The organism is Paenibacillus sp. SC116 (genome assembly GCF_024733555.1).
Lineage (GTDB): Bacteria > Bacillota > Bacilli > Paenibacillales > Paenibacillaceae > Paenibacillus_B.
The window spans coordinates 279,673-301,847 of record NZ_JANIOF010000003.1 but is presented as its reverse complement, the minus strand read 5'-3'; the positions used below and the strand labels follow the sequence as shown (position 1 = coordinate 301,847).

Below are 22,175 nucleotides of genomic sequence, written 5' to 3'. Positions count from 1 at the left end.
AAGTAACCATACATTTACATGTAAGGGGTACCCTAAAAGTCACTGCAATCGACTCAAAGGTACCCCTTATCTATGTTCAAAGCTACAAATAAAGGGCATCCCCTTACAGACACGCTGCAAGAAGAATACCCTTTATGACTAAAAATTATTAATCTCATTAACTACTACTTATCAAACTCAAGCGAACTAACTCATAAGTTAAGTTCTTAACTTACGCTTCGATGTTTACAAGCTGATTACTAATGATAGTGTAAATCTTAGTCTCTGCTTGCACCGATAAAGCGAAGAATGAACAAGAACAAGTTCACGAAGTCGAGGTAAATGCTCACCACGATGGAAGGAATATCTTCTTCCGCAAATCCATGCTTCGTAAGACGAGAGAAGTCAAACAACGTCCATCCGATAAAGATCAAAATACCGAAGCCTGAATATATCAGTTCCATTGTACCTGTCATTGGAACGAACAAGCCTACAAGCATAATACCGATGAGGACAAGCGTCGAAGCAACCAAGAATCCGCGCATGTAGGAGAAATCTTGCTTAGATTTCACCGCATAAAGTGCTGTTCCACCGAAAGCAACTACCGCAAGGGCAAATGCTTGCCCAACAAGAGTTGCACCAAGTGTGCTTACATAATAAGCGATCGCAAATTGCAACGTAATACCCGAAACAAACATAAAAGCAAACATAAGCGGGTACCCAACAGCTTTGCTCTTTCTCAAGAAGAAGACAGCTAGCAATAGGCCAATCTCTACTACGTAGAGAGGGATCGCGTATGCTTTGGGTACGAATTGTCCTGCATAAATACCTGCAAATGAAATCAGCAAGGCAATGAACAAGACTGAAAACAACTTAGGCAACGAGCCATTTGATGAAGAATACTCTGTGCTATGCATAAGTATCAATTTCCTCCTTTTTAAACTTTTCATGTCTCTACTCTAATTATATACGAAGAACGATCCATTTTGTCCCATAATATTTACATTCGTTATGGAAACAGAACAAATTCCAATAAATTATACTTTTTCCCAGCCAGTCCAACTCTCTACTATCTTTATGCTCCTTTTCCGACAGTCATACGCATTTATACGTATTACATTACCTTAGACCTTTCAAGAACAGTTCATCCTTAGAAATACTGTACTTGCAATCATGAACATAATAGTATGTTCATCCATCCACCTCTTCATCTTGCAGCAGCTCGCGCAGCATACGCTCGCGACCAGTCATAAAGCTATGGGTAATGGCAAAGTGATCCGTCTCTTCAAGTGCAACCTTGCGCAGCTCTCCTCTATCCAACATGATGATATCCGCATCAGGATAGGACATTAAAATCGGTGAATGTGTAGCGATAATAAACTGTGAGTTGTCCTTCACCAACTGATGCATTCTTGTAAGGAAAGACATTTGGCGAAGCGGAGATAGAGCAGCCTCGGGCTCGTCTAATAGATAGAGACCATTTCCACGGAACCGATGCAGAAAAGTCGACCAGAACGCTTCACCATGCGATTGTTCATGTAATGATTTACCACCATAAGAGAAACGAAGTGGCATGCCTCCGCCTTCTCTATCCAACTGATCAATATAGCTCGCAACGTTGTAATAACTTTCAGCGCGCAGGAAGAAACCATCTTTCGCATAAGGCGCCTTCCTGCCTACACGCATGTATTGATACAGTTCCGAGTGACTGCTTTCTGTCTGGAAGCGCATATTTAAGCTGCCACCTTCAGGATTGAATCCCATCGCAATGGCCATAGCTTCAAGCAGTGTTGATTTTCCTGTTCCATTTTCACCTACTAAAAAAGTCACCGGTTGTTGAAACTTAAGCGTTGTAAATGAGCGTACAACCTCTAAATCAAAAGGATAACTATGAAAAGAGGGAACCTGATCCCTATTTAATGAAATTTGACTTACGTACATGATATGACCTCCAAATCTGTCGTTCCCATCGTTCCATTCACTTTCTATATGTCCATTTTGCCAGCCATATAACAGGAATACAACAGAGAGAGGTCTCACCGAAGATATAAAGAGGTCTGTAAAATAGCTGTTCAATCTGCAATTGCACAGGTACACTTAAAATAAATGGAAACAGCTATACGATGAGCATTATGAATTAGACGTCAACCTTCGTTACTAACGAGAACGATTGAACATAAGGAGGCATTCTGCAATGACAACATCAGCGAATCAATCCGTACCGAAAGTTTTAGAGAAAGCAACGTTTGCTGGGGGCTGCTTCTGGTGTATGGTGAAGCCGTTCGATCAATGGGATGGTATTCATGGAGTCGTTTCAGGCTATACAGGAGGGCATGTAGTTAACCCGACCTATGAACAGGTGAAGACACAGACGACAGGTCATATAGAAGCTGTACAAATTACATTCGACCCAAGCATGATGAGCTATCAAGAGTTACTCGATATATTCTGGGTACAAATCGATCCTACAGATGCAGGCGGCCAATTCCAAGATCGCGGAGAGTCCTATACGACAGCCATTTTCGTGCACACAGAAGAACAAAGACAGCTAGCTGAAGCATCAAAAACTGCGTTGGGTTCAAGCGGACGTTTCAACAAACCAATTGTAACGCCAATTTTTGATGCTGCCCCGTTCTATGAAGCAGAAGATTATCATCAAGATTATTACCGTAAAGAACCTGAGCACTATAAGCAGGATCGCGCTGTATCAGGACGGGATGAATTTATCCAATCCCATTGGGATGAAACTTCATCGAAATAATTTAACTACTCATTATGGATCACGGCTGAAACATGTATGCTTCATAATACATCACGCCTAGTACGAACAGGATGCCAAGGATTAAAATAAGAGCATATATGGACAAGAACATAGCCAAAAGGACTTTACCTATCATCTTAACCATTTTCATATCGTCCACTTCCTTTTCATAAAAATAGCTGTCGAGTATACACTCGACAGCTATTTAACATCCATAGACTTATGATAGGAACATATTCGTTAATAATAACGAACAGATTATAGCAATTCAGCGCGCAATTGCTCCGCAGATTTAGGAGATAACAAGCCGAATGGAATGTCAAATACCGTACGTGCTCCACGCTCGCCACGTTGAGACAATCGGTGTACAGCACGAGCGTATGCAACAAGGACGCTGGACGTGAACTCAGGGTTACTTCCAAGGTTCAAGCCGAATTCCATTACTTGCGTCGTTCCTTCACCTGTCACACCGCTATGTAACACGAGACCGCCATGTGGAATACCGCCATGATTTGCCTTCAATTCTTCTTCGTTGATAAAGTTAACAATTGTATCGTAATCAGCGAAATAGTTAGGCATGTTAACAATCGTTTGCTCGATTGCTTTCAGATCTGCACCTTCTTCTGCTACGACGAAACATTCACGAAGATGCTTCTCGCGAGTTGTCAGCTCTGGGTTCTCACCGTTGCGAACACGCTCCACTGCTTCCGTAGAAGGAATCGTGTACTGAACACCATTCTTAACGCCCGGAACACGACGAATCGCATCGGAGTGTCCCTGGCTCACGCCTTTGCCCCAGAATGTATATGCATTACCTTCTGGCAAAATAGCTTCGAACAGCAAGCGACTCAAGGAGAACAAGCCTGGGTCCCAACCTGTAGAAATAACCGCAACATGTCCATTTCCTTCTGCTTGTTGGTTAACTTCTTCGAAGTATTCAGGAATGCGTGCATGTGTATCAAAGCTATCAACGATATTAAACAATTTCGCCATTGCTGGCCCTTGAATAGGCAAGTCCGTCGCAGATCCACCGCACAACAGCATCACATCAATACGATCCTGATATTGCTCAACTTCATCAAGCGAAATTACTGGAACAGATGCTTGAACGGATTCTGGACTACGACGCGTAAATACAGCTACTAGCTCCATATCTGGATTCTGGCGAATCGAATATTCTACACCTTTCCCCAAGTTACCATACCCAACAATACCAATTCGAATCTTTTGCAACTTCTTCACCCTGCCTTACGATCAAATTTTTCATTACCTATTCTACAAAATATCATATCTATTATAGATCATTATGTCGGCGTAATCAGTATTAAAAGAAGAAAATGTGGTAATTAGTAGTAATTTCGTGTCATTCTTCTCCCATCGACAATAACAATTCCGCCTATCCTTGCACTTGACTGGACTTGTAGATAAAGAATAGTGCACTAGCCAGCAACATTAACCCTATCACTTTATAGCTGTTAATGGGAACCGTCTTACCAAATAAGCCATAATGGTCGATCACGGTGCTCATTAGCATCTGCGCCGCAATAATAGCGACAAAGGTGGTTGCCGTACCAATCTTCGGCACTGCAAATATCATGATCAACACATAGATGACCCCTAAAATTCCACCAGTAAGCTGCCATTTCGGAACATGCAAAGCTTGTACGAGTGGACCTAGATGACCGCGACTCGTAATAAGCAACAAGATAAGCAGCACAATCGTTCCCGTTAGAAATGAAACAAAGGAGCCTTCGATAATGCCAATCTTCTTGCCAAGCAAGCCATTAACACCCGCTTGAAATGCAGTCGCCACACCGCCGATGAGCACGATAAGCAAAACGATAACTGAACTCATTTCGCAACCCTCTTTTTCACTTCGTTTTGACTTCTATTTCTTAATATTCAAATGCTCAGAGCCCTGTACGATCAGTTCTGCAATACGCTCCAGCCATACTCTGTCAGTCTCGTTGAATCGTTCTAGAATAGGACTATCAATATCCAACACACCGATTAGTTGTCCATTTTGGACAAGCGGCACAACGATCTCACTTAGTGATCTGGCATCACAGGCAATATGTCCAGGAAATGCATGGACATCTGCTACGATAACGGTACGCAGCTCGGCTGCAGACGTACCACATACTCCTCGGCCTAGCGGTATACGTACACATGCAGGCATCCCTTGAAACGGTCCCAATACGAGTTGGTTCGTTTCTGCTTCATACAAATAGAAGCCGGCCCAGTTAATATTCTCAAGTCCATGCCAGAGCAGAGCCGCAGCATTAGCTAGATTGGCGATCTGGTTCGTCTCCCCGTCCATTAATGCCTTCAACTGACTTACCATTAGCTCATAATCTTTAGCAGCGTCCCCGCTGTATGATTGTGGTTGAAACATGTTACGTCCTCCTTATGCGTAGCCGTTTACGTTCAGAAATACTTCTGCTAATTCAGTATTTCTATACTATCACTATTTACGTGTGCATTTCAGACTTGACTTATCCAGTTATTTAGCAAGATTTTTAGAATATAAAAAAAGGGAGCTATTCGCCCCCTTTCATTAGATACTTATTACACTTTGAATTTGCTCAAGTAGGACTGTAAATCTTCTGCCATCTTCGCTAGTGATGTTGCCGAAGAGCTTACTTGCTCCATTGCCGCTAATTGCTCTTCCGTAGCAGCCGATACGTTCTGCGTTCCTTCAGCTGAACGTTCTGCAACTTCTGTTATCAGATTCACTTGTTCAACTGCATGTTCGGTATTGCTGTTCATCTGGATCGAATAAGCGGTTACCTCTTGAATTTGCGTTGCTACTTGCTGAACAGAATTCAAAATTTCCGTAAACGCTACGCCTGCTTGGTTCACAACATCCATACCAACCGCAACTTCACGTGTACCTTGCTCCATCGATTCGATGGCTGTTGCTGTTTCACTTTGAATCGAAGCCAGCAATCCAGCTATTTTCTCCGTGGATTCACCCGATTGCTCGGATAGCTTGCGCACTTCATCAGCTACAACTGCAAATCCACGTCCATGTTCACCAGCACGAGCCGCCTCAATCGCAGCATTCAGCGCAAGCAAGTTCGTTTGTGCTGCAATACCGGATATAACTTGTACGATATTATCAATGGCAGCAGAACGCTGGCCGAGCTGTTTCACCGTGTCGTTAAGCGTATTAACTGTGTCATGAATGGACTGCATTTGCTGCATCACCGTCTGCAAAATGCGGTTACCCATCTCAGCACTTTCCGAAGCAGACAAAGCAGAATGAGCCACGCTTTGCGCGTTATTAGATATTTGCTGTACTCCTTCTGCAACTTGATGGATCGAACGCACGCTTTCCTCTACGTTCTGCACCTGCTGCTCTGTACCATCTGCCACTTCTTGAATCGACATCGCAATATGCTCTGTCGCTTTGCTCGTATGATCCGCGTTAGCAGACAACTCCTCAGCAGATGTGGCTACATCTTCCGCAGTACGGTTGACTTGTTGGATAAACTGACGCAAAGAGCGAATCATCGTATTCACTGCGCCGGTCAGCTTGCCGACCTCATCACTTGACTTAACTGCTAACTCTTCTTGGTTAAGATCACCATTCGATACGCGTTCTGCCGCTTCCGCCACTGCGACGATCGGACGTGTAATCTGCTGTGCAATGAAGTAAGCAAGAATAACGACGATTAAGCTTACTGCGATGACGATTACCATCACACTCCATTGAATGGAAGAAACGGCTGCCGTAATCGAATCTTCTGGAATGTGCATATATATGCTATATCCTGTGGTAGGAACCGGTGCATAGGCAACCGTAAAGTTCTCTCCAGCTTCCGAGTACGAGTAAGACGTCGCATCAGACTTCTCTTGACCCAAAATATTTACCAATCCTGCAGTCAATTTCGCTTCCTCGGCCGTCTTGCCAATCAATTCTTTGTTCGGATGAAGCTGAATTTTCCCTTGGTTGTCTACGACAATCGGATAGCCTACCCCATTATCAATATACAAACTTTTAAAAATCTCCGTAGTGAATTTCTCAAAATTCACTAGTCCAGTTAGTGCACCTTTTACTTTTCCGTCTGGAGACTTAACAGGTACAGCGACAATAATCGAGCGTTGACCTGTCGTCTTCGCTAAAATAACGTCCGTATAGGATTCTTTACCTTCCATAGCATTCTTAAAGAATGGACGCATACCTAGATTAATACCTACGCTGTTTTCAAATGTGTCAGCTTTCACATGTCCATCCAAACCGATAAACGTATTACCATCGTATTGTGGTGCCGTTTGTTTCAAGCTTTGAATAAATTTCATCATATGCACATTATCATCTGTGCGAATATCTGATGTTGTTGCAATGATACGTATTTCATTCATACGTTCTTTAAAATACTGATCCATCATTTCCGCTCTACTCTTTACAAGCGAAACATAAGCATCGTTTTGTTTCTCTATTAAACTAGATGAAGCTGTACTGTACACGAATGTTGAGGTGAGGACAAGGGGAATAAGGGAAACGACAAGAAACCAAGCTATCAACCGATTTTTTAATTTACCCTTGAATACCGTGCCCACTTTAGCACCTGTGGATACATCCGTCGAACTTGGTTCGACATGTTCGTTCATTACCTTATACCTCCATAAATGAATTCCCAAAATGAAGAAATTAGTACTTTCGGACTATGTGCATTCAATCACATAAACCATAACAAGAGATCGTCAAGGCAGGTTGTTCTCCCCCCTGCCCTGACAATCCTTTAAAACTCTATCGCATCATTTCTTATACAGAAATGATTAATAGCCTACAGCTGCGCCTTCGCCACGTGGGTCAGCACCAGCAAACTTCACATTTGTTACTGGATCAATAACTACCATACCGGATTGACCAACTTGGTCTGTGTAGTCGTCAATCTTTTTCACTGGATGACCACGGCGAATCATTTCATCCATAACGGATTGAGGAATACGACCTTCCATTCTTAATCCGTTAGCCGTTTCTCCCCAGTTACGGCCATGCAGCCATCTTGGTGCTTCAATCGCATCTTGAACCGTCATACCGAAGTCAACGAAACGTGTAACAAGTGCCGCTTGTGTTTGAGGTTGTCCCTCGCCACCTTGCGTACCGTAAAGCATGAACGGCTTGCCATCTTTAAACAACATAGCAGGGTTCAACGTGTGGAATGTACGCTTCTTAGGTTCCAAGTCGTTCACATGGTTTGGATCCAAGGAGAAGAAGCTACCACGGTTTTGCAACAATACGCCTGTGTCTTTCGCAACTACACCTGCACCCCAGTCAAAGTAATGACTCTGAATAACGGATACAGCGTTACCGTCTTTATCGACGATACCCAACCATACTGTGTCACCTTTAGGGTCAAGAGGTTTTACGTTCTCAGCTGCTTTGTTCATATCGATACGTGCAGCCAATTTCTTACCATGCTCTTTGGACAACAACTCGTCAACTGGGATCTGAGCGAAGTCTGGATCCGTCAACCATTTGTCGCGGTCAGCGAATGCTTGCTTTGTTGCTTCAACCATAACGTGATAGTAGTCAGCTGTGCCTTCGCCCATGCTCTTCAGGTCAAAGTTGTTCAAAATGTTCAAGATAGACAAGGAAGCCATACCTTGAGAGTTTGGTGGTACGTTATAAGCTTGGTATCCACGGTAGTCAACAGAGATTGGTTTAACCCAATCTGCTTTGTGGTTCTTAAAATCATAGTATGTCAAGGAACCGCCGTTAGCTTGAATGTCAGAAGCGATCTTCATCGCTGTTTCACCTTTGTAGAACTCATCAGCGCCGTTAACAGCAATTCGCTTCAACGTCTTCGCCAAGTCCTTTTGTTTCATCATTTCGCCTACTTTAAAGTGCTCACCGTTAGGCTTAACGAAAATATCTGTAAATGTTTTGAAACGACCCAAGTCAAACAGCTCTTTATTATCAGGATTCATAGCTGTTTTTGTCCATCTTTCTTGGTTCGGAGTAACAGGATAGCCCTTTTCTGCGTAATGAATCGCACGCTTCAGCAAATCATCCCAATCCATGGACAGGTCCATCGTGTCTTCTGCATATTCATATGCTGCACCCCATCCAGAAACGGTACCTGGAACTGTGTTGGCCGCCAAGTATCCGCGGGAAGGAATTTTGTTATAGCCTTTATTTTTATAGAAATCAATTGTTGTTTTCTCGCCAGAACGGCCACTTGCATTTAATGCTTTGAGCTCTTTGCTCTCAGCGTTGTAGATAAGCCAGAAAGCATCTCCACCCATACTTGTGTATTGTGGATATACAACTGCCAAAGTTGCTTGAGCAGCAATAGCCGCATCAACCGCGTTACCGCCTTCTTCAAGAACCTCCAAAGCTGCTGCAGAAGCCAAATAATGAGGTGTTGTTACGATACCATTTGGTGCCATCGTCGTCGGACGGTTAGCAGCACCAGCCGTTGTTGACAACATAGAGAAGCACATAACCGTTGCCATCAGCATAATTGCCCACTTTTTAAATTGAGTACGCATGTTATTCCCCCTGATTCATGATGTAATGATGTACAACCTTGCCCCTCTCCCCTATGCCTCCCTTCAATGGGACGAATAGTACTTCTAGTAAAAAGTGTGCATATACACAACTTTTTAACTATGAAAATAGCTATATCTATGATCATATAATCATATAGCCTAGTAATTATATCCTATCTAACATTTCCCATCAATATTCGACATCACCAAAATTGGTGTTTTCCTTATAAAATTATCATTTAGGCATCTGATCACATATGCCTATTTATACCATCAAATACTATATCGGTAGCGATGAACCATTTTTCAATATTGTGGAACAAAATTTCATATTTTTTTCTAACGCTGCCAATCCCACTTTCTAACAAAGGCTGCTATACCCGAAATATTCACTTCTAATGGCCCCTCTTCAAGCCGCTGTACACGTACGCTTACCTTGCCTTCTCTCCCAAGTTCATAGCCTTGCTCAACATGAAATGAAGCTTGCATCAGGATTGGCTCCATATAAGTCAAATAATAAGCTCCCATTACTCCCGATGCCGTTCCCGTCACAGCATCTTCAATCGTACCTGAATAGGGTGAAGAAAAATGTCGAGCGTACATGAACGCTGTCGGATCTACCGTTTCTAGGCAAAACGGATGAATAGACGCTTTGGGATTTTGTAATAGATAATTAGGAAATGCCTTAGAATCTGGTACCATATCGCCAAAACTTTTTCGCTTCGTAATGGGAACGAGCAATGTCCATATCCCTGTACTTCCATAAACAATGGGCAAATCAGGATGCAGCTCCCCCTCGGACAATCCAATTAGCGATGCCAACTGTCCGCGGTTTCCCGTGTAGGGCACAAATTGAGGCTCATCTTGCCTCATCGTAATATGCCATTCACCTTGCTCGCCCTGCTCGATATGAATCGGTAATACACCTGCTTTCGTCTCAATCGTCACAGCAGTGCGCCCAACTATTCTTTTCTCATCGAGAAGGCAGGTTAATGCTGCTATAGTAGCGTGTCCACACAAATTCATCTCATGGCCTGGCGTATAATAAACGAGACGGAGGTCCGCAATCTTGGATGGACAAACGAAGACGGTCTCGTTGAAGCCTACATCCCGCGCAATACACTGCATGTGCTCAGCCGTTAATTGGTCAGCATCAAGAACTACACCTGCCGGATTGCCTTTGCCTGCTATATTCGAAAATGCATCATAGTGATAAATAGTTACTGGCTCAACAATATCCATAACGATCATCTCCTTTATTTATCATTCATAGCTTATGTTTCATTTTTAGTGGGAAAGAAATGAATAGGAGCAATGCTTCACTGCACTTCATCTATTTTCAAGTTACAATATAAAGTACGATCTCACCATAAAAACACTTCATTTAGGAGTTGAACAACTACGATGCAGCATCGCACCTTCACCCTGCAAGCACACGACGGACTTGCATTGCATATAAGTCAATGGTCGCCTGATGAGAGCAAGCCTGTGCGCGCCGTTGTACAAATTGCGCATGGCATGACTGAGACAGGATCGCGCTATGAAAGATTCGCTCGCTCCTTGACCGAACACGGGTATATCGTCTACGCCAACGACCATCGCGGTCACGGTCAAACATCTGTTAGCAATGAACTGCTGGGCCATCTGGAAGCGAACGATATGAGACATATGGTGCAGGACATGGATCTTTTGAGCAGACATATTGAAACGGCTCATCCACAACTGCCTTTGCTGCTATTTGGACATAGCATGGGTTCATTTTTATCTACGGACTACCTTGCGGAGTACGGGCAACGCTTGAAAGGTGCTGTACTGTGCGGCAGTAATGGCCCTCGTGGACCTGAGCTGGGAGCAGGCATCGCACTCGCAATGTGGATTGGAAAAATGCGTGGGCGTACGTATCATAGCAATATGATTAACAACTTGGCTTTTGGCGGATTTAATCGTCGCTTCCAGCCGAGCGAAACTTCGTTCGACTGGTTGTCCCGTGATAAAGATGAAGTGCGCAAATATGTGGAAGACCCTTACTGCGGCTTCATTTGCAGTGTAGGCTTCTACGAAGAGATGTTCCGGATGCTGCGCCGGATTCACCGCCCAGAACAACTTGCACGCATACCAAACGATCTTCCTATTCTACTTATTGCTGGCGATATGGATCCAGTGAGCAAGTTCGGCAAAGGTGTACCTCATCTAGAGAAGTTATTACAGCAAACGGGCTCGCGATCCGTGAAAATGATTACGTACAAAGAAGGAAGACACGAGCTGCTCAATGATACGAATCGTGATGAAGTTACGGCAGATGTCATTCAATGGTTTAACCAAGTGTTATCGTAAAAATATACGCAACACATTCTAAATCCTTCATAGCGTAATCCTTTATAACGTGAACACACGCAGAAGCTATTTTCTCTAAACTAGCTTCTGCGTGTTAGAAAAATATCCTTATGTCCGCCTACTGTATGTGATTGGTAAGTACTCTTATGAACAGGTATAATGTATGTGTGTCTACATATCAAAATAACTAGAAATAAGATAGATTAACGATGGATCTAGTAGGGTGGAGGGAATGATATGCCTCATTTATTCGAACCGTTAACGATTCGTAATGTCACATTGCCAAACCGGATTGTCATGTCGCCTATGTGTATGTACGCATGTGAAACCGAAGACGGAAAAGTAAACGATTGGCATCTGGTCCACTATGCATCACGTGCAGTCGGACAAGTGGGCCTTATTATTGTGGAAGCTACAGCTGTTCAGCCGAATGGGCGAATTAGTACTCGCGACTTAGGCATATGGAGCGATGAGCATATTGAAGGCTTGCGTCGACTCGCAGATATGGTGCATGCACATGGGATGAAAATCGGCATTCAGCTCGCTCATGCGGGCCGCAAAGCGGAAGTGCCTGATACCGTAGCTCCTTCGGCCATTGCATTTAATAGCGACTATCAAGTACCTAAGGAAATGTCGCAAGAAGAAATTCGCAAAGCAATCAAAGCGTTCTCGGATGCAGCGCAGCGCGCAGAACAAGCAGGCTTTGATGTCGTGGAGCTTCATGCGGCTCATGGCTATCTTATCAATGAATTTTTGTCTCCACTCGCAAATGAGCGAAGAGATCAATACGGTGGAAACAGCGACAACCGCTATCGTTTCTTGGAAGAAATCATCGATAGCGTCCGTCATGTGTGGGATAAACCTTTATTCGTTCGTATATCAGCAAATGAATATGCGGAAAACGGCAATTCCATTGAGACCTATACAGACTATGCACGCCGCATGAAGTCACAGGGCGTAGACGTCGTAGACTGCAGCTCAGGTGGAACGGTACCGTATCCAGTCAAAGCCTACCCTGGCTATCAAATCAACTATGCTTCGATGATTCGTCAATCGACGGGCATCTTAACGGGAGCGGTTGGACTTATAACGGAGCCTACTCACGCAGAAGACATTGTGCGTAATCATCGTGCAGATCTAGTGTTCATAGGCCGCGAATTGCTGCGCGATCCTTATTGGCCGCGCCGTGCTGCTGCAGTCTTGGATGCCAAGCTGGAGCCACCACAGCCTTATAAGCGTGGATGGTAACCTTGTTCTAGTACTGGCGATGAACCATCCTATCTTTTCATAAAACAAAAAAATCCCCTTAACGAAAGCGAGATATGCGCCACTCCTTGAAGCAGCAAAGATCTCAATTCGTAAGGGGATTTCTTATTGCACCTACATCGAACGCGTCAAATTACGAAGATAGCGCCATCTAATTCCGATGAAGTATGCGAACTGAACAGCAGCAAAGGAAATAAAAATAAAAATCGATGCCTGTAAGACGGAATAACTCACTAATTGCTGCAAGGCCATAAATGCGACACTACTATGGACAACTGCGACTAGGAAAGGCAGGAAGAACATTAACATGAATTGGACGGTGACGACTCGCCCCATTTCTTTCCGGCTCAATCCAACTTTCGCAATCATGTTGTAATGCTGGCGATCTCGCTCAAGGTCCGTATACAATCGGAAATACAGGAAGCTGGCTGCGAACGTAAAGAATACGATGCTAATAAGTACGCTTACCATAAGAATAATGCCATTTTCCTGTTTGGAAGTAAGCCAGTGTGTAACCAGCGATTCAAAGTAAAAATCTCCATAAGCATCGGGATTTCCCTCTAAGTTAGCCTCGATCTTTCGTGCTACTTCTTGTGTATATTCCCAGTCCTTAACGACAAATTTAATATGCTCTGATGATTCGAAATTTGCATGCTCCGCTAGCTCATCAGGCACCACGATAACCATTTCCACGTAAGCGTCTACAATTGCCGCTCCTGCTGTTTTCACCCTCATATCATATTTTGAATCTCCAACAGCTATCGTCACGGTTTCTGGTATCATTGCCTTCTTGTTGAACTGGGTTTGTTGAAATACTGTTGTAGGGGCTAATAGAACCTCATTCGGATCGGATAATGTTTCTGGTGGATATCCGAGCATCCCGGCCAAGCTGTTATAGTCAGACAGCGTAAGCAAACCCTCTCCATTGTTTGTATGGGTCACTTCTATTTTAGCTGACTCATAATCAAATCCCGCCCGCCCAAGCTCATCCTCTATCATCTTCCAATGCTCTTCTTCATACGGATTATTCCCGAGGGAGTTATACGTAAATGCGTACGGCTTCTCCATAGCAGCAAGACCTGGATTGAGCAGGGCAAAAGAAGTACCGATACCTGTTAAGGAGGCAGCCGTTACAACCGCAACCATAAAGAACATCACGGCATTATCTCGCATCCGATAGCCCAGCTCCGACAGTACTAGTAGATTCGTTTTGCGGAGCAGAAGCCCTCTCCTGGAGCGTAACAAACGAATCACATACACACTCAGCTGTGTAAATAAGAAATACGTCCCCGCCACCGTAAGAATGACACAGGTAAGAAGGATATACGGAGATTGTTCTTTCAGCGCAAAATAAAACACAGTTGCATATCCTGCTACGATGAGCACAATTGACAACAACGCTAACCACACGGATGCCTTCGGCTCAGGCTTAGGCTTATCTGCTGATCGAATCAGCTCAATCAACTGATTGGCTTTCACCATCCTTGATGTGAGCAGCGAGACTAACAAAAACATGACAATGAACGTCATTGTTGTTAAGGAAATGGCTTGCCACGGTATATAGAAGGGCAGCCCGTTTCGTATGAATAGCACGCTGGCACTAACAAGTAGAATGAGTTTAGACAACACAACTCCCGTTAAGATGCCAACAATAATCGAAGCTAGACCAATCATCATATTTTCCATAAACAAAAGCTGATGAAGCTGCTTCGGTGACATCCCCTGCACCATCAAAATACCAAACTCTCGCTTGCGTGCCTTCAAAAATGCACTGACGGAATACATACAGAAGAAAAATGAAAAGGTAAAAATAATATATTGCGATGCTTTCATAGCCATCATGCCGAATTGACTAATGGTAATGCTAGTGGAGGCCAACTCGCCTTGCAAATTAGGATGAAACAGCAGCAGCGCATAAATGAAGAAAATCATAACGGAAAAAGAACTGCTCAAAAAATGCGCTACATAGACACGTTTATTCCGAATGATATTTCTAAACGCGAATTGACGAAACGTCATGTCGATACCCTCCCAACAGCGATAGGACATGAATGATTTTCTGGTAGAACTCCTCCCGGCTCTCGCCGCATTCAATCTCATTGTGGAATTTGCCATCCTTGATAAAAACGACACGGTTGCAGTAGCTGGCTGCCATTGCATCATGCGTCACCAACATCATCGTCGTCTGTTCTGTTCGGTTCAAATGAGCCATCAATTCCATGACATCGCGAGCTGCCTTTGAGTCCAGATTGCCTGTTGGCTCATCAGCCAGCACAAGCTTCGGGTTGTGTATGAGTGCGCGAGCAATCGCGGTTCGCTGTGCTTGACCGCCAGATATTTCGTACGTGCGCTTATGCAAAATTTCGGATATGCCGAGCTTTTGCGCTATCGCTTTCACTTTGATATCCATTTCTTTAAGAGATATCCCTTCAAGCGTGAGGGGCAGCAGTATATTTTCTTCTACTGTAAGTGTGTTCAACAAGTTGAACGACTGAAACACGAAGCCTAATTCCTTACGGCGGAAAGAAGCTAGCTGTTCAGGATACAAATCATGCGGGTATTGTCCGTTGATTTTAACTTCGCCAGAAGTGGGCGCATCGACCGTTGAAATAATATTAAGCAGTGTTGTTTTGCCGCTTCCGGAAGGTCCCATAATACCAACAAACTCTCCCTTGGCAATCGTTAAATCAATATTGGTCAAGGCCTCATACGCTACTTTTTCTTTATATATTTTACAAAGGTCACGAACGTTTACGATTTCCATCATTCCGTCTCCTTTTCTTAGATGCACTTAGTATAGACCACCTCTGCGCCTCCTCCTACCTTTCCATCTTTCACCAAGCTAACAACATTGTAAGGTTATGTTCGCACCTGTATGTGCTGCACGCCATAAAAAAAGAACGAGGAATGATGGAACAGCCCCGTTCTTGTGTTCTTCCTATGATCAGCTATGACAATGCATGTGGAAATTCAATGCGAACGGTCGTGCCGACTCCAACCGTCGATTCAAGGGAAATGTGGTGATGGAGATTATCAATAACTTCTTTAACGAGATACAACCCCATCCCTGTCGATTCCCGATATACTCTCCCATTCTCCCCCGTATAAAACGCTCTAAATACGCGAGATAAATCCTGCTTAGGTATGCCTGCACCACGATCCTTCACTTCCAAAATGACAGAACGATCCTGCGCATACGCCGATATGGTTACCTTTTCTCGGCTACCTGCTGAATATTTAATGGCATTAGATAGCAGCTGATGAATAACGAAACGCAGCCACTTCACATCGGTCTCCACCAACAGCTCGTTCGGAACTAAATTCTCCGGATACACATAGCTGCGAATGAAAAATCCCTTATTGTCCTGAATGGCATCTTTGACAACTGCATGCAACGATACCCGATCCACATGAAAATCTTGAGCGAATGTCTCCAGCCGAGACATATAAAGAACCATTTCAAGCCCTTGCCGAAGTCGATCCGTTTCTTCCGAGATGCTTGTCAAATCGATATCCTCACCATCTTGGATGATGAGTTCGATAACAGACAGTGGGGTCTTCATCTGATGAACCCATTGGTTCATAAAGGTAAGATGGTCCTGCTGCTTACGCTCCCACGTCTTGAGCTGCTGTTGATAATAGCCATATTGTGTCTCCAATAGGGTGTCTACTGCGTGTCCTAGCGGTGTATCGGCTGTTATCCCTCCATCATGAATGGAAGCGAGCGGTCGAGAAAGCCGTTCATACAGCTTCCGATGGGTCACATATCGGTATATCAAATATCCCAACAGTACAAAAACTCCAAGAAACATCGCGTACAATGCTGTCCCTATTTGCTTGTAACCATCAAACCATACAACGAGCAGCACGAGGAATAATTGAATAATCGTAAAGCCTATCAGTGGGATATGTTCACGAATGAACAGTCTCATGACTCACCTTCACTAGACCATGTTTGATTTAAACGATAGCCTACTCCGCGCACCGTCTCGAGTGCATCTTCCACACCGAGATCCAATAGCTTCTTCCGTAAACGGGTAATGTTGACGCTCAACGTATTGTCATCGATATAGCTTTCATCGTCCCATAGCTTGTCCAAAATCGTATCTCGCTTCACGATACGCGGACAAGCTTCGAGCAGTGTCTCGGTGAGGACAGCTTCCTTCTTGGTCAACGAGACCATATGATCCTTGAGATGAAGCTCCAGCCGTTCTGGATACAGCATCATGCCGTACTTTTCTACCGTACGCTCCTTAATTGCGTAGTCGCCGTATACACGCCGAATTTGACTGCGAATCTTGGCCATCACAATTTCTCGTGAAAAAGGTTTCGTAATATAATCATCCGCGCCACTCTCTAGTGCCAACACTTGATCCATTTCACCGCTGCGCGCCGATAAGAACAAGATTGGACAAGTGGATACCATGCGAATTTGCCTACACCAGTAATATCCATCATAGCTGGGCAAATTGACGTCCATCACCACAACATGAGGCTGAATGCGTTGAAACTCGTCTTGAACAGAAGCAAAATCTTGAACAACGATACTGTCATACCCATATTTCTCAATATGAGAGGCTAATAGTTCTGCTATTTTCGGATCATCTTCAACGATCATTATTTTGTACACACGTCATTCCCCTTTATGGATCCGGATCTTGTCACTATTGTAAAAGACCCTCATATCGAGGTCAAACGAGACGCTTTGTAGGTTGCAGACATAAGACATTCTGTCGTCGGCATAGGTCTAGAACAATGGATGATGATGAACTTTATGAGCTTGTGCAATAAAAATAGGCAGCTTGATGTGAAGTGAAATGAAGAGACGCTGTCGATGTCGGGCTAAACAGATTCGCTCCCTGATAAAGGAGGTCTTCAGATGTTTAAACGAATCAATCGACTGGCAATAGATTTGCCTGTCTTAAAAGAAGGGGACCCGAATGCGGCTGCCGCTGTACAGGAATTGCTGGGCGGACGGTTCGGTGAGATGTCTACTTTAAACAATTATATGTTTCAGTCGTTCAACTTCCGGCAGAAACGAAAATTAAAGCCTTTCTATGATATCGTTGCCAGCATCACAGCAGAAGAGTTCGGGCATGTTGAACTTGTCTCCAATGCAATCAACATTGTGCTTTCAGGCAGCACCAAGCCGGGTAATCCTAATAAAACACCGCTGCATGTGGGCGTGAATGCCCGCAACACGTATCACTTTATCGCGAATGCTCAAACGACCGTCGTTGGGGATTCAATGGGCCGGCCATGGGCGGGAGACTACGTATTTAACAGTGGCAATCTTGTGCTTGATCTACTGCATAACTTCTTCCTCGAATGCGGCGCTCGCACTCATAAGATGAGGGTATATGAAATGACAGACCACCCTACTGCCCGTGCCATGATTGGATATCTTCTCGTTCGTGGCGGCACCCATGTTCTTGCCTACTCGAAGGCATTGGAAATTGCAACAGGGGTCGATGTTACCAAGATGCTGCCGATCCCGAACCTGGACAATCGCGCATTTGAGACAGCCCGCAAATTTGAGGATCAGGGGCTTGGCCACATCCTGTATACGTGGAGTGACAATGACTATAAGGACATCGGGCTCATTTGGAGCGGCAAACATCCGGGTGACGGCAAACCGCTGGAAGTGAAGCAAGGAACACCCGAAGGCCATCCGATTCCTGACTTGGATGACCTTCCTGAAGAATTTGCCCCTGGCATCTCCAAGGAAGACTTTATGGCCATCGTCCGCCGTCTGCAAAAGAACGCGGGATTGTAATTGTCATTCAAAAAAAATTAGTTGGAACGGAACCGTGTGATATTCACGAAGTGGTATTGGTTTGGTATTCACGAGATCTACCACTAACGTGCATATATCATAATGCTATGGACAAAAATGCAGTTATTTTAATGAGAAAACATCATTTGACTATAAAAACGGACAAATGTGCAGTTATTTTTCTCAATTAGGCAGCTGAAATGGTCAAGGACACCAAAATAAATGTATTTTTGTCGTAAATAGCCTAAAACAGCCTATTTACAGATGAAATAACTGCATAATTGTCGCTAATTTCTAATCCAGTGCTTCCCTAGCATAGTAAGAGCCTTTCAAATGTCGCTAGTCACTGTTCGCCTGATCGTTAGTTGATCGCTAACTAGTGATGATTTTGAGAGGCTCTATTTTCTTATTTTATAGTTCGGGAGAATTCTATATGCGTTGTAATAAACTAGATCTACTGGCGAGGGGGCATATTAGTAATAAACATACAGAAAAGTGAGCATCGAGTTGTTCAAATTTCATCACTCAAAATGACCCATCGTCAAGCTCATCATTTCCAAAAAAAATTTCTCTCGAATTAAAGCCAATGGCACCAAAGGTTTAGCCCATTATGGTATGATTAATGTCACTCAGTCCTATTTACTTCCCCTTATTTCATGTAGTATATTAACAACTTGATTACTGATATGAATGAACCATCTCGTCGACCTCGCAGGGCATTCAACGTGCTCGATTTTAACTAAAAGATAAACCTTGCCAAGGTCACGTGAGACTTAGACAAGCTGTCTGTTATGGACAGCCAAAACCAAGTCAACGTTAATAATTATCACTGCCCTTTAGAGAATAAGGGTACATTCAGTATGCGCAATTTATAACAATAGTACGCCTCTTTGCGGCTGACATCTGTTCGGAACGATCCGACAGTCACGTGCATGCAGCAAAGAGGCTTCCTTATGACTCATGACGGACGGTTAGAACGCTGTCTCCTGCCTAATGCCTACTACTACAGATGGATTAGCGAAATGACAGCTTATGATATGGATGTACATGATGCAGGATAGTACGGATTTATGTGGAGGAGGAACAACCTATGTATTCAACCAATACTGCTCATACCGTGCAGACGGTACTTAAACCAAACAATCGTTCACTTGCCTTCGATGCCAATCGTATTCGTGTATACGGCGAACGCATTATGGAGGATTACCCGCATCTTGAGATTGAGCGCTGGCACCGCAGTGTACTGACGAAGCTTCGCTCTTCAAGTGTACAAGCTGCGGAAATTACACAAGCTGGCATTATGTCTGCACTGGAGCTCGTATCTCGTGAGGAGCCGGACTGGAAGTTCGTCGCTGCGCGTTCCCTATTGACGAAGCTGTATAAAGAAGCAGCTGTACATCGCAACTACAAAGCGTATCCTGACAAGCCATATGGCGATTTCTATAAATTGATCAAACGCCTCGTCGAAATCGGTGTGTACCGTCAAGAGTTGCTTGATGCATACACGCCAGAAGAAATTCGTGATCTTGGTGCTTCGATAGAGCCTATATGTGACGAATTGTTCGACTATATCGGCCTTCTGACGCTTCGTGAGCGTTATTTGGCTACTGACTTCGATGCTCGTACGATGGAGCTTCCACAAGAACGCTACATGGTTATCGCAATGTACTTGATGCATCAAGAGCCTGCGGAGCGCCGTGTAGAGCTTGCTAAAGAAGCTTACTGGGCAATGAGTAACTTGTACATGACAGCTGCAACGCCAACGATGGCGAATGCCGGCAAGAAAGTTGCTGGTCAGCTTTCCAGCTGCTTCATCGATACGATCGACGATTCCTTGGAAGGTATTTTCGATTCCAATACAGACGTTGCTCGCCTTAGCAAAATGGGCGGCGGTATCGGCGTTTACTTGGGCAAAGTGCGTGCTCGCGGTTCCGATATTCGCGGTCATAAAAATACAAGCTCCGGCGTTATCCCATGGATTCGCCAGCTGAACAATACAGCTGTCAGCGTTGACCAACTGGGTACACGTAAAGGCGCAATCGCTGTGTACTTAGATGTATACCATAAAGATATTTTGTCCTTCCTCGACTTGAAGTTGAACAACGGGGATGAGCGCATGCGTGCGCATGATATTTTCCATGGCATCTCGATTCCAGATTTATTCATGGAAGCTGTAGAGAATCGTGAGGACTGGCACCTGTTCTGCCCGCACGAAATTAAGAAAGTAATGGGTTGGACAGATGCGAATGGTCGACCGCTTGGCTTGGAAGACTTCTATGATGAGAAGTTCGGCGAAGGCACATTCCGTGAGAAATATGCTGAGGCAGTAGCTAACATCCAACTGTCCCGTATTACTTTGCCAGCTATCGATATTATGAAGCGTGTATTGAAGTCTCAGCTTGAGACAGGTACACCATACATGTTCTACAAAGATGCTGCAAACCGTGCGAACCCGAACAAAGGTCACGGTATGATTTACAGCTCAAACTTGTGTACAGAAATTTTCCAAAACATGTCCGCTACCGTTGTTGAGCACGAAGAGCTTGTAACAAAAGACGGACAAACACGCATCGTGATTACAAAAACACCTGGTGACTTTGTTGTATGTAACTTGAACTCCATTCACTTGGCTCGTGCGGTACGTGCTGACGTATTGGATCGCCTTGTGCCCATTCAAGTTCGTATGCTCGACAACGTTATCGACATTAACAATATTGAAGTATTGCAAGCACAGCACACGAACCGCCGCTACCGTGCAATCGGTCTCGGAACATTCGGTTTGCATCACTTGCTTGCGCTTGAAGGAATCGCTTGGGAATCCGACAAAGCAGTTACGTTCAATGACAATCTGTACGAGCGCATTAACTTCTTGGCGATCCGCTCCAGCATGGAATTGGCGAAGGAAAAAGGAACGTACGAGCTCTTCCCTGGTTCTGAGTGGGAAAATGGCCGCTACTTCGAAGATCGTGAATACACAACAGGCACTCGTGTTGGTGAATTCATTACGACGGAACAATGGCAGCAGTTGGCGGCAGAAGTTCGTGAGAACGGTATGCGCAATGGCTGGTTGATGGCAGTAGCACCAAACGGCTCTACGTCCATTATTGCAGGTTCCACAGCAAGTATTGACCCTGTATATGAATTGTTGAGCTACGAAGAGAAAACAACTTACAAGATTGCGAATCCGGCTCCAGACTTGTCCGACAAGACAATGTGGTTCTACAAGACAGCGTTCCGTCTTGACCAACATGCGTCTATCCGTATGGCAGCTGCTCGTCAGCGCCATATCGATCAAGGCCAAAGCTTCAACTTGTACGTTCGTCCTGACATCCGTGCAGTTGAATTCCTTGAGCTTCACCTACACGCATGGCGCGATGGCATGAAGTCTACGTACTATGTGCGCAGCCAAGCATTGACGGTTGAAGAATGTGAATCTTGCAGCTCTTAATTCATTAGGGCTCTAGAGCTCCATAATTAGTACTCACGCTTTTAAACGAACATGTATATATGATAATAGGGCACAACGAGTTACTGGCTACCGCCTTCCTCTTGTGC

18 protein-coding genes are annotated in these 22,175 nt (G+C 44.3%); 5 read left to right on the top strand and 13 right to left on the bottom strand.

Annotated features, from left to right (window positions below):
- Positions 1-257 precede the first annotated feature (257 nt).
- The gene (locus NQ117_RS15515) at positions 258-896 is read right to left on the bottom strand and encodes a Bax inhibitor-1/YccA family protein (RefSeq protein WP_258278932.1); all 639 of its coding nucleotides are present in this window, start codon (positions 894-896) and stop codon (positions 258-260) included.
- Between the two features lie 274 nt (positions 897-1,170).
- Entirely contained in the window at positions 1,171-1,920 is a 750-nt protein-coding gene (locus NQ117_RS15510) for an AAA family ATPase (RefSeq protein ID WP_258278931.1), read from the bottom strand.
- A 253-nt stretch (positions 1,921-2,173) separates the two neighbouring features.
- Between NQ117_RS15510 and msrA the strand changes: the two genes are divergently transcribed.
- Positions 2,174-2,740 (top strand): peptide-methionine (S)-S-oxide reductase MsrA, encoded by a 567-nt coding sequence (gene msrA / locus NQ117_RS15505; protein ID WP_258278930.1) that lies wholly within the window; start codon positions 2,174-2,176, stop codon positions 2,738-2,740.
- Positions 2,741-2,759: 19 nt separating this feature from the next.
- Here the strand turns inward: msrA and NQ117_RS15500 are convergent, their stop codons facing one another.
- The 7 genes from NQ117_RS15500 to NQ117_RS15470 form a co-directional block, all read right to left on the bottom strand.
- Positions 2,760-2,891, bottom strand: a complete 132-nt coding sequence (locus NQ117_RS15500; protein WP_258278929.1) for a hypothetical protein — start codon at positions 2,889-2,891, stop codon at positions 2,760-2,762.
- 107 nt (positions 2,892-2,998) lie between these two features.
- Positions 2,999-3,973 (bottom strand): diaminopimelate dehydrogenase, encoded by a 975-nt coding sequence (locus tag NQ117_RS15495; protein WP_258278928.1) that lies wholly within the window; start codon positions 3,971-3,973, stop codon positions 2,999-3,001.
- Positions 3,974-4,136: 163 nt separating this feature from the next.
- Positions 4,137-4,595, bottom strand: coding sequence for a DMT family transporter (locus NQ117_RS15490; RefSeq protein ID WP_258278927.1), 459 nt, complete (start codon positions 4,593-4,595; stop codon positions 4,137-4,139).
- A 33-nt stretch (positions 4,596-4,628) separates the two neighbouring features.
- Positions 4,629-5,135 (bottom strand): GAF domain-containing protein, encoded by a 507-nt coding sequence (locus NQ117_RS15485; protein WP_309137884.1) that lies wholly within the window; start codon positions 5,133-5,135, stop codon positions 4,629-4,631.
- Positions 5,136-5,308: 173 nt separating this feature from the next.
- Positions 5,309-7,357: a methyl-accepting chemotaxis protein gene (locus tag NQ117_RS15480; RefSeq protein ID WP_258278926.1), complete on the bottom strand. Its 2,049-nt coding sequence runs from the start codon at positions 7,355-7,357 to the stop codon at positions 5,309-5,311.
- Between the two features lie 168 nt (positions 7,358-7,525).
- Positions 7,526-9,214 carry a gamma-glutamyltransferase gene (ggt, locus tag NQ117_RS15475; protein ID WP_258279062.1) on the bottom strand — a complete coding sequence of 563 codons (1,689 nt, stop codon included), beginning with the start codon at positions 9,212-9,214 and terminating at the stop codon, positions 7,526-7,528.
- Positions 9,215-9,583: 369 nt separating this feature from the next.
- On the bottom strand, positions 9,584-10,486 hold the full coding sequence (locus NQ117_RS15470) for a PhzF family phenazine biosynthesis isomerase (RefSeq protein ID WP_258278925.1): 903 nt from the start codon (positions 10,484-10,486) through the stop codon (positions 9,584-9,586).
- A 162-nt stretch (positions 10,487-10,648) separates the two neighbouring features.
- Here NQ117_RS15470 and NQ117_RS15465 point away from each other — a divergent pair, with 162 nt between their 5' ends.
- Both NQ117_RS15465 and namA read left to right on the top strand, forming a co-directional pair.
- Positions 10,649-11,578, top strand: coding sequence for an alpha/beta hydrolase (locus NQ117_RS15465; RefSeq protein WP_258278924.1), 930 nt, complete (start codon positions 10,649-10,651; stop codon positions 11,576-11,578).
- A 237-nt stretch (positions 11,579-11,815) separates the two neighbouring features.
- Entirely contained in the window at positions 11,816-12,826 is a 1,011-nt protein-coding gene (namA, locus tag NQ117_RS15460) for an NADPH dehydrogenase NamA (protein WP_258278923.1), read from the top strand.
- A gap of 132 nt (positions 12,827-12,958) precedes the next feature.
- Here the strand turns inward: namA and NQ117_RS15455 are convergent, their stop codons facing one another.
- The 4 genes from NQ117_RS15455 to NQ117_RS15440 all read right to left on the bottom strand — a co-directional run bounded on the left by NQ117_RS15455 (position 12,959) and on the right by NQ117_RS15440 (position 17,474).
- On the bottom strand, positions 12,959-14,863 hold the full coding sequence (locus NQ117_RS15455; RefSeq protein WP_258278922.1) for an ABC transporter permease: 1,905 nt from the start codon (positions 14,861-14,863) through the stop codon (positions 12,959-12,961).
- Complete coding sequence (locus NQ117_RS15450; RefSeq protein ID WP_258279061.1) at positions 14,838-15,608, bottom strand: ABC transporter ATP-binding protein; 771 nt, start codon at positions 15,606-15,608, stop codon at positions 14,838-14,840. The genes NQ117_RS15455 and NQ117_RS15450 overlap by 26 nt, the downstream gene beginning before the upstream one ends.
- A gap of 184 nt (positions 15,609-15,792) precedes the next feature.
- Complete coding sequence (locus NQ117_RS15445) at positions 15,793-16,776, bottom strand: sensor histidine kinase (RefSeq protein WP_258278921.1); 984 nt, start codon at positions 16,774-16,776, stop codon at positions 15,793-15,795.
- Positions 16,773-17,474 (bottom strand): response regulator transcription factor, encoded by a 702-nt coding sequence (locus NQ117_RS15440; RefSeq protein WP_258278920.1) that lies wholly within the window; start codon positions 17,472-17,474, stop codon positions 16,773-16,775. Before NQ117_RS15440 ends, NQ117_RS15445 begins: the two co-directional genes overlap by 4 nt.
- A gap of 249 nt (positions 17,475-17,723) precedes the next feature.
- On the opposite strand from NQ117_RS15440, the gene NQ117_RS15435 reads away from it, so the two are divergent.
- Positions 17,724-18,620 (top strand): manganese catalase family protein, encoded by an 897-nt coding sequence (locus tag NQ117_RS15435; protein WP_258278919.1) that lies wholly within the window; start codon positions 17,724-17,726, stop codon positions 18,618-18,620.
- Between the two features lie 1,090 nt (positions 18,621-19,710).
- Positions 19,711-22,068, top strand: a complete 2,358-nt coding sequence (locus NQ117_RS15430) for a ribonucleoside-diphosphate reductase subunit alpha (protein WP_258278918.1) — start codon at positions 19,711-19,713, stop codon at positions 22,066-22,068.
- The last annotated feature ends 107 nt before the right edge of the window (positions 22,069-22,175 follow it).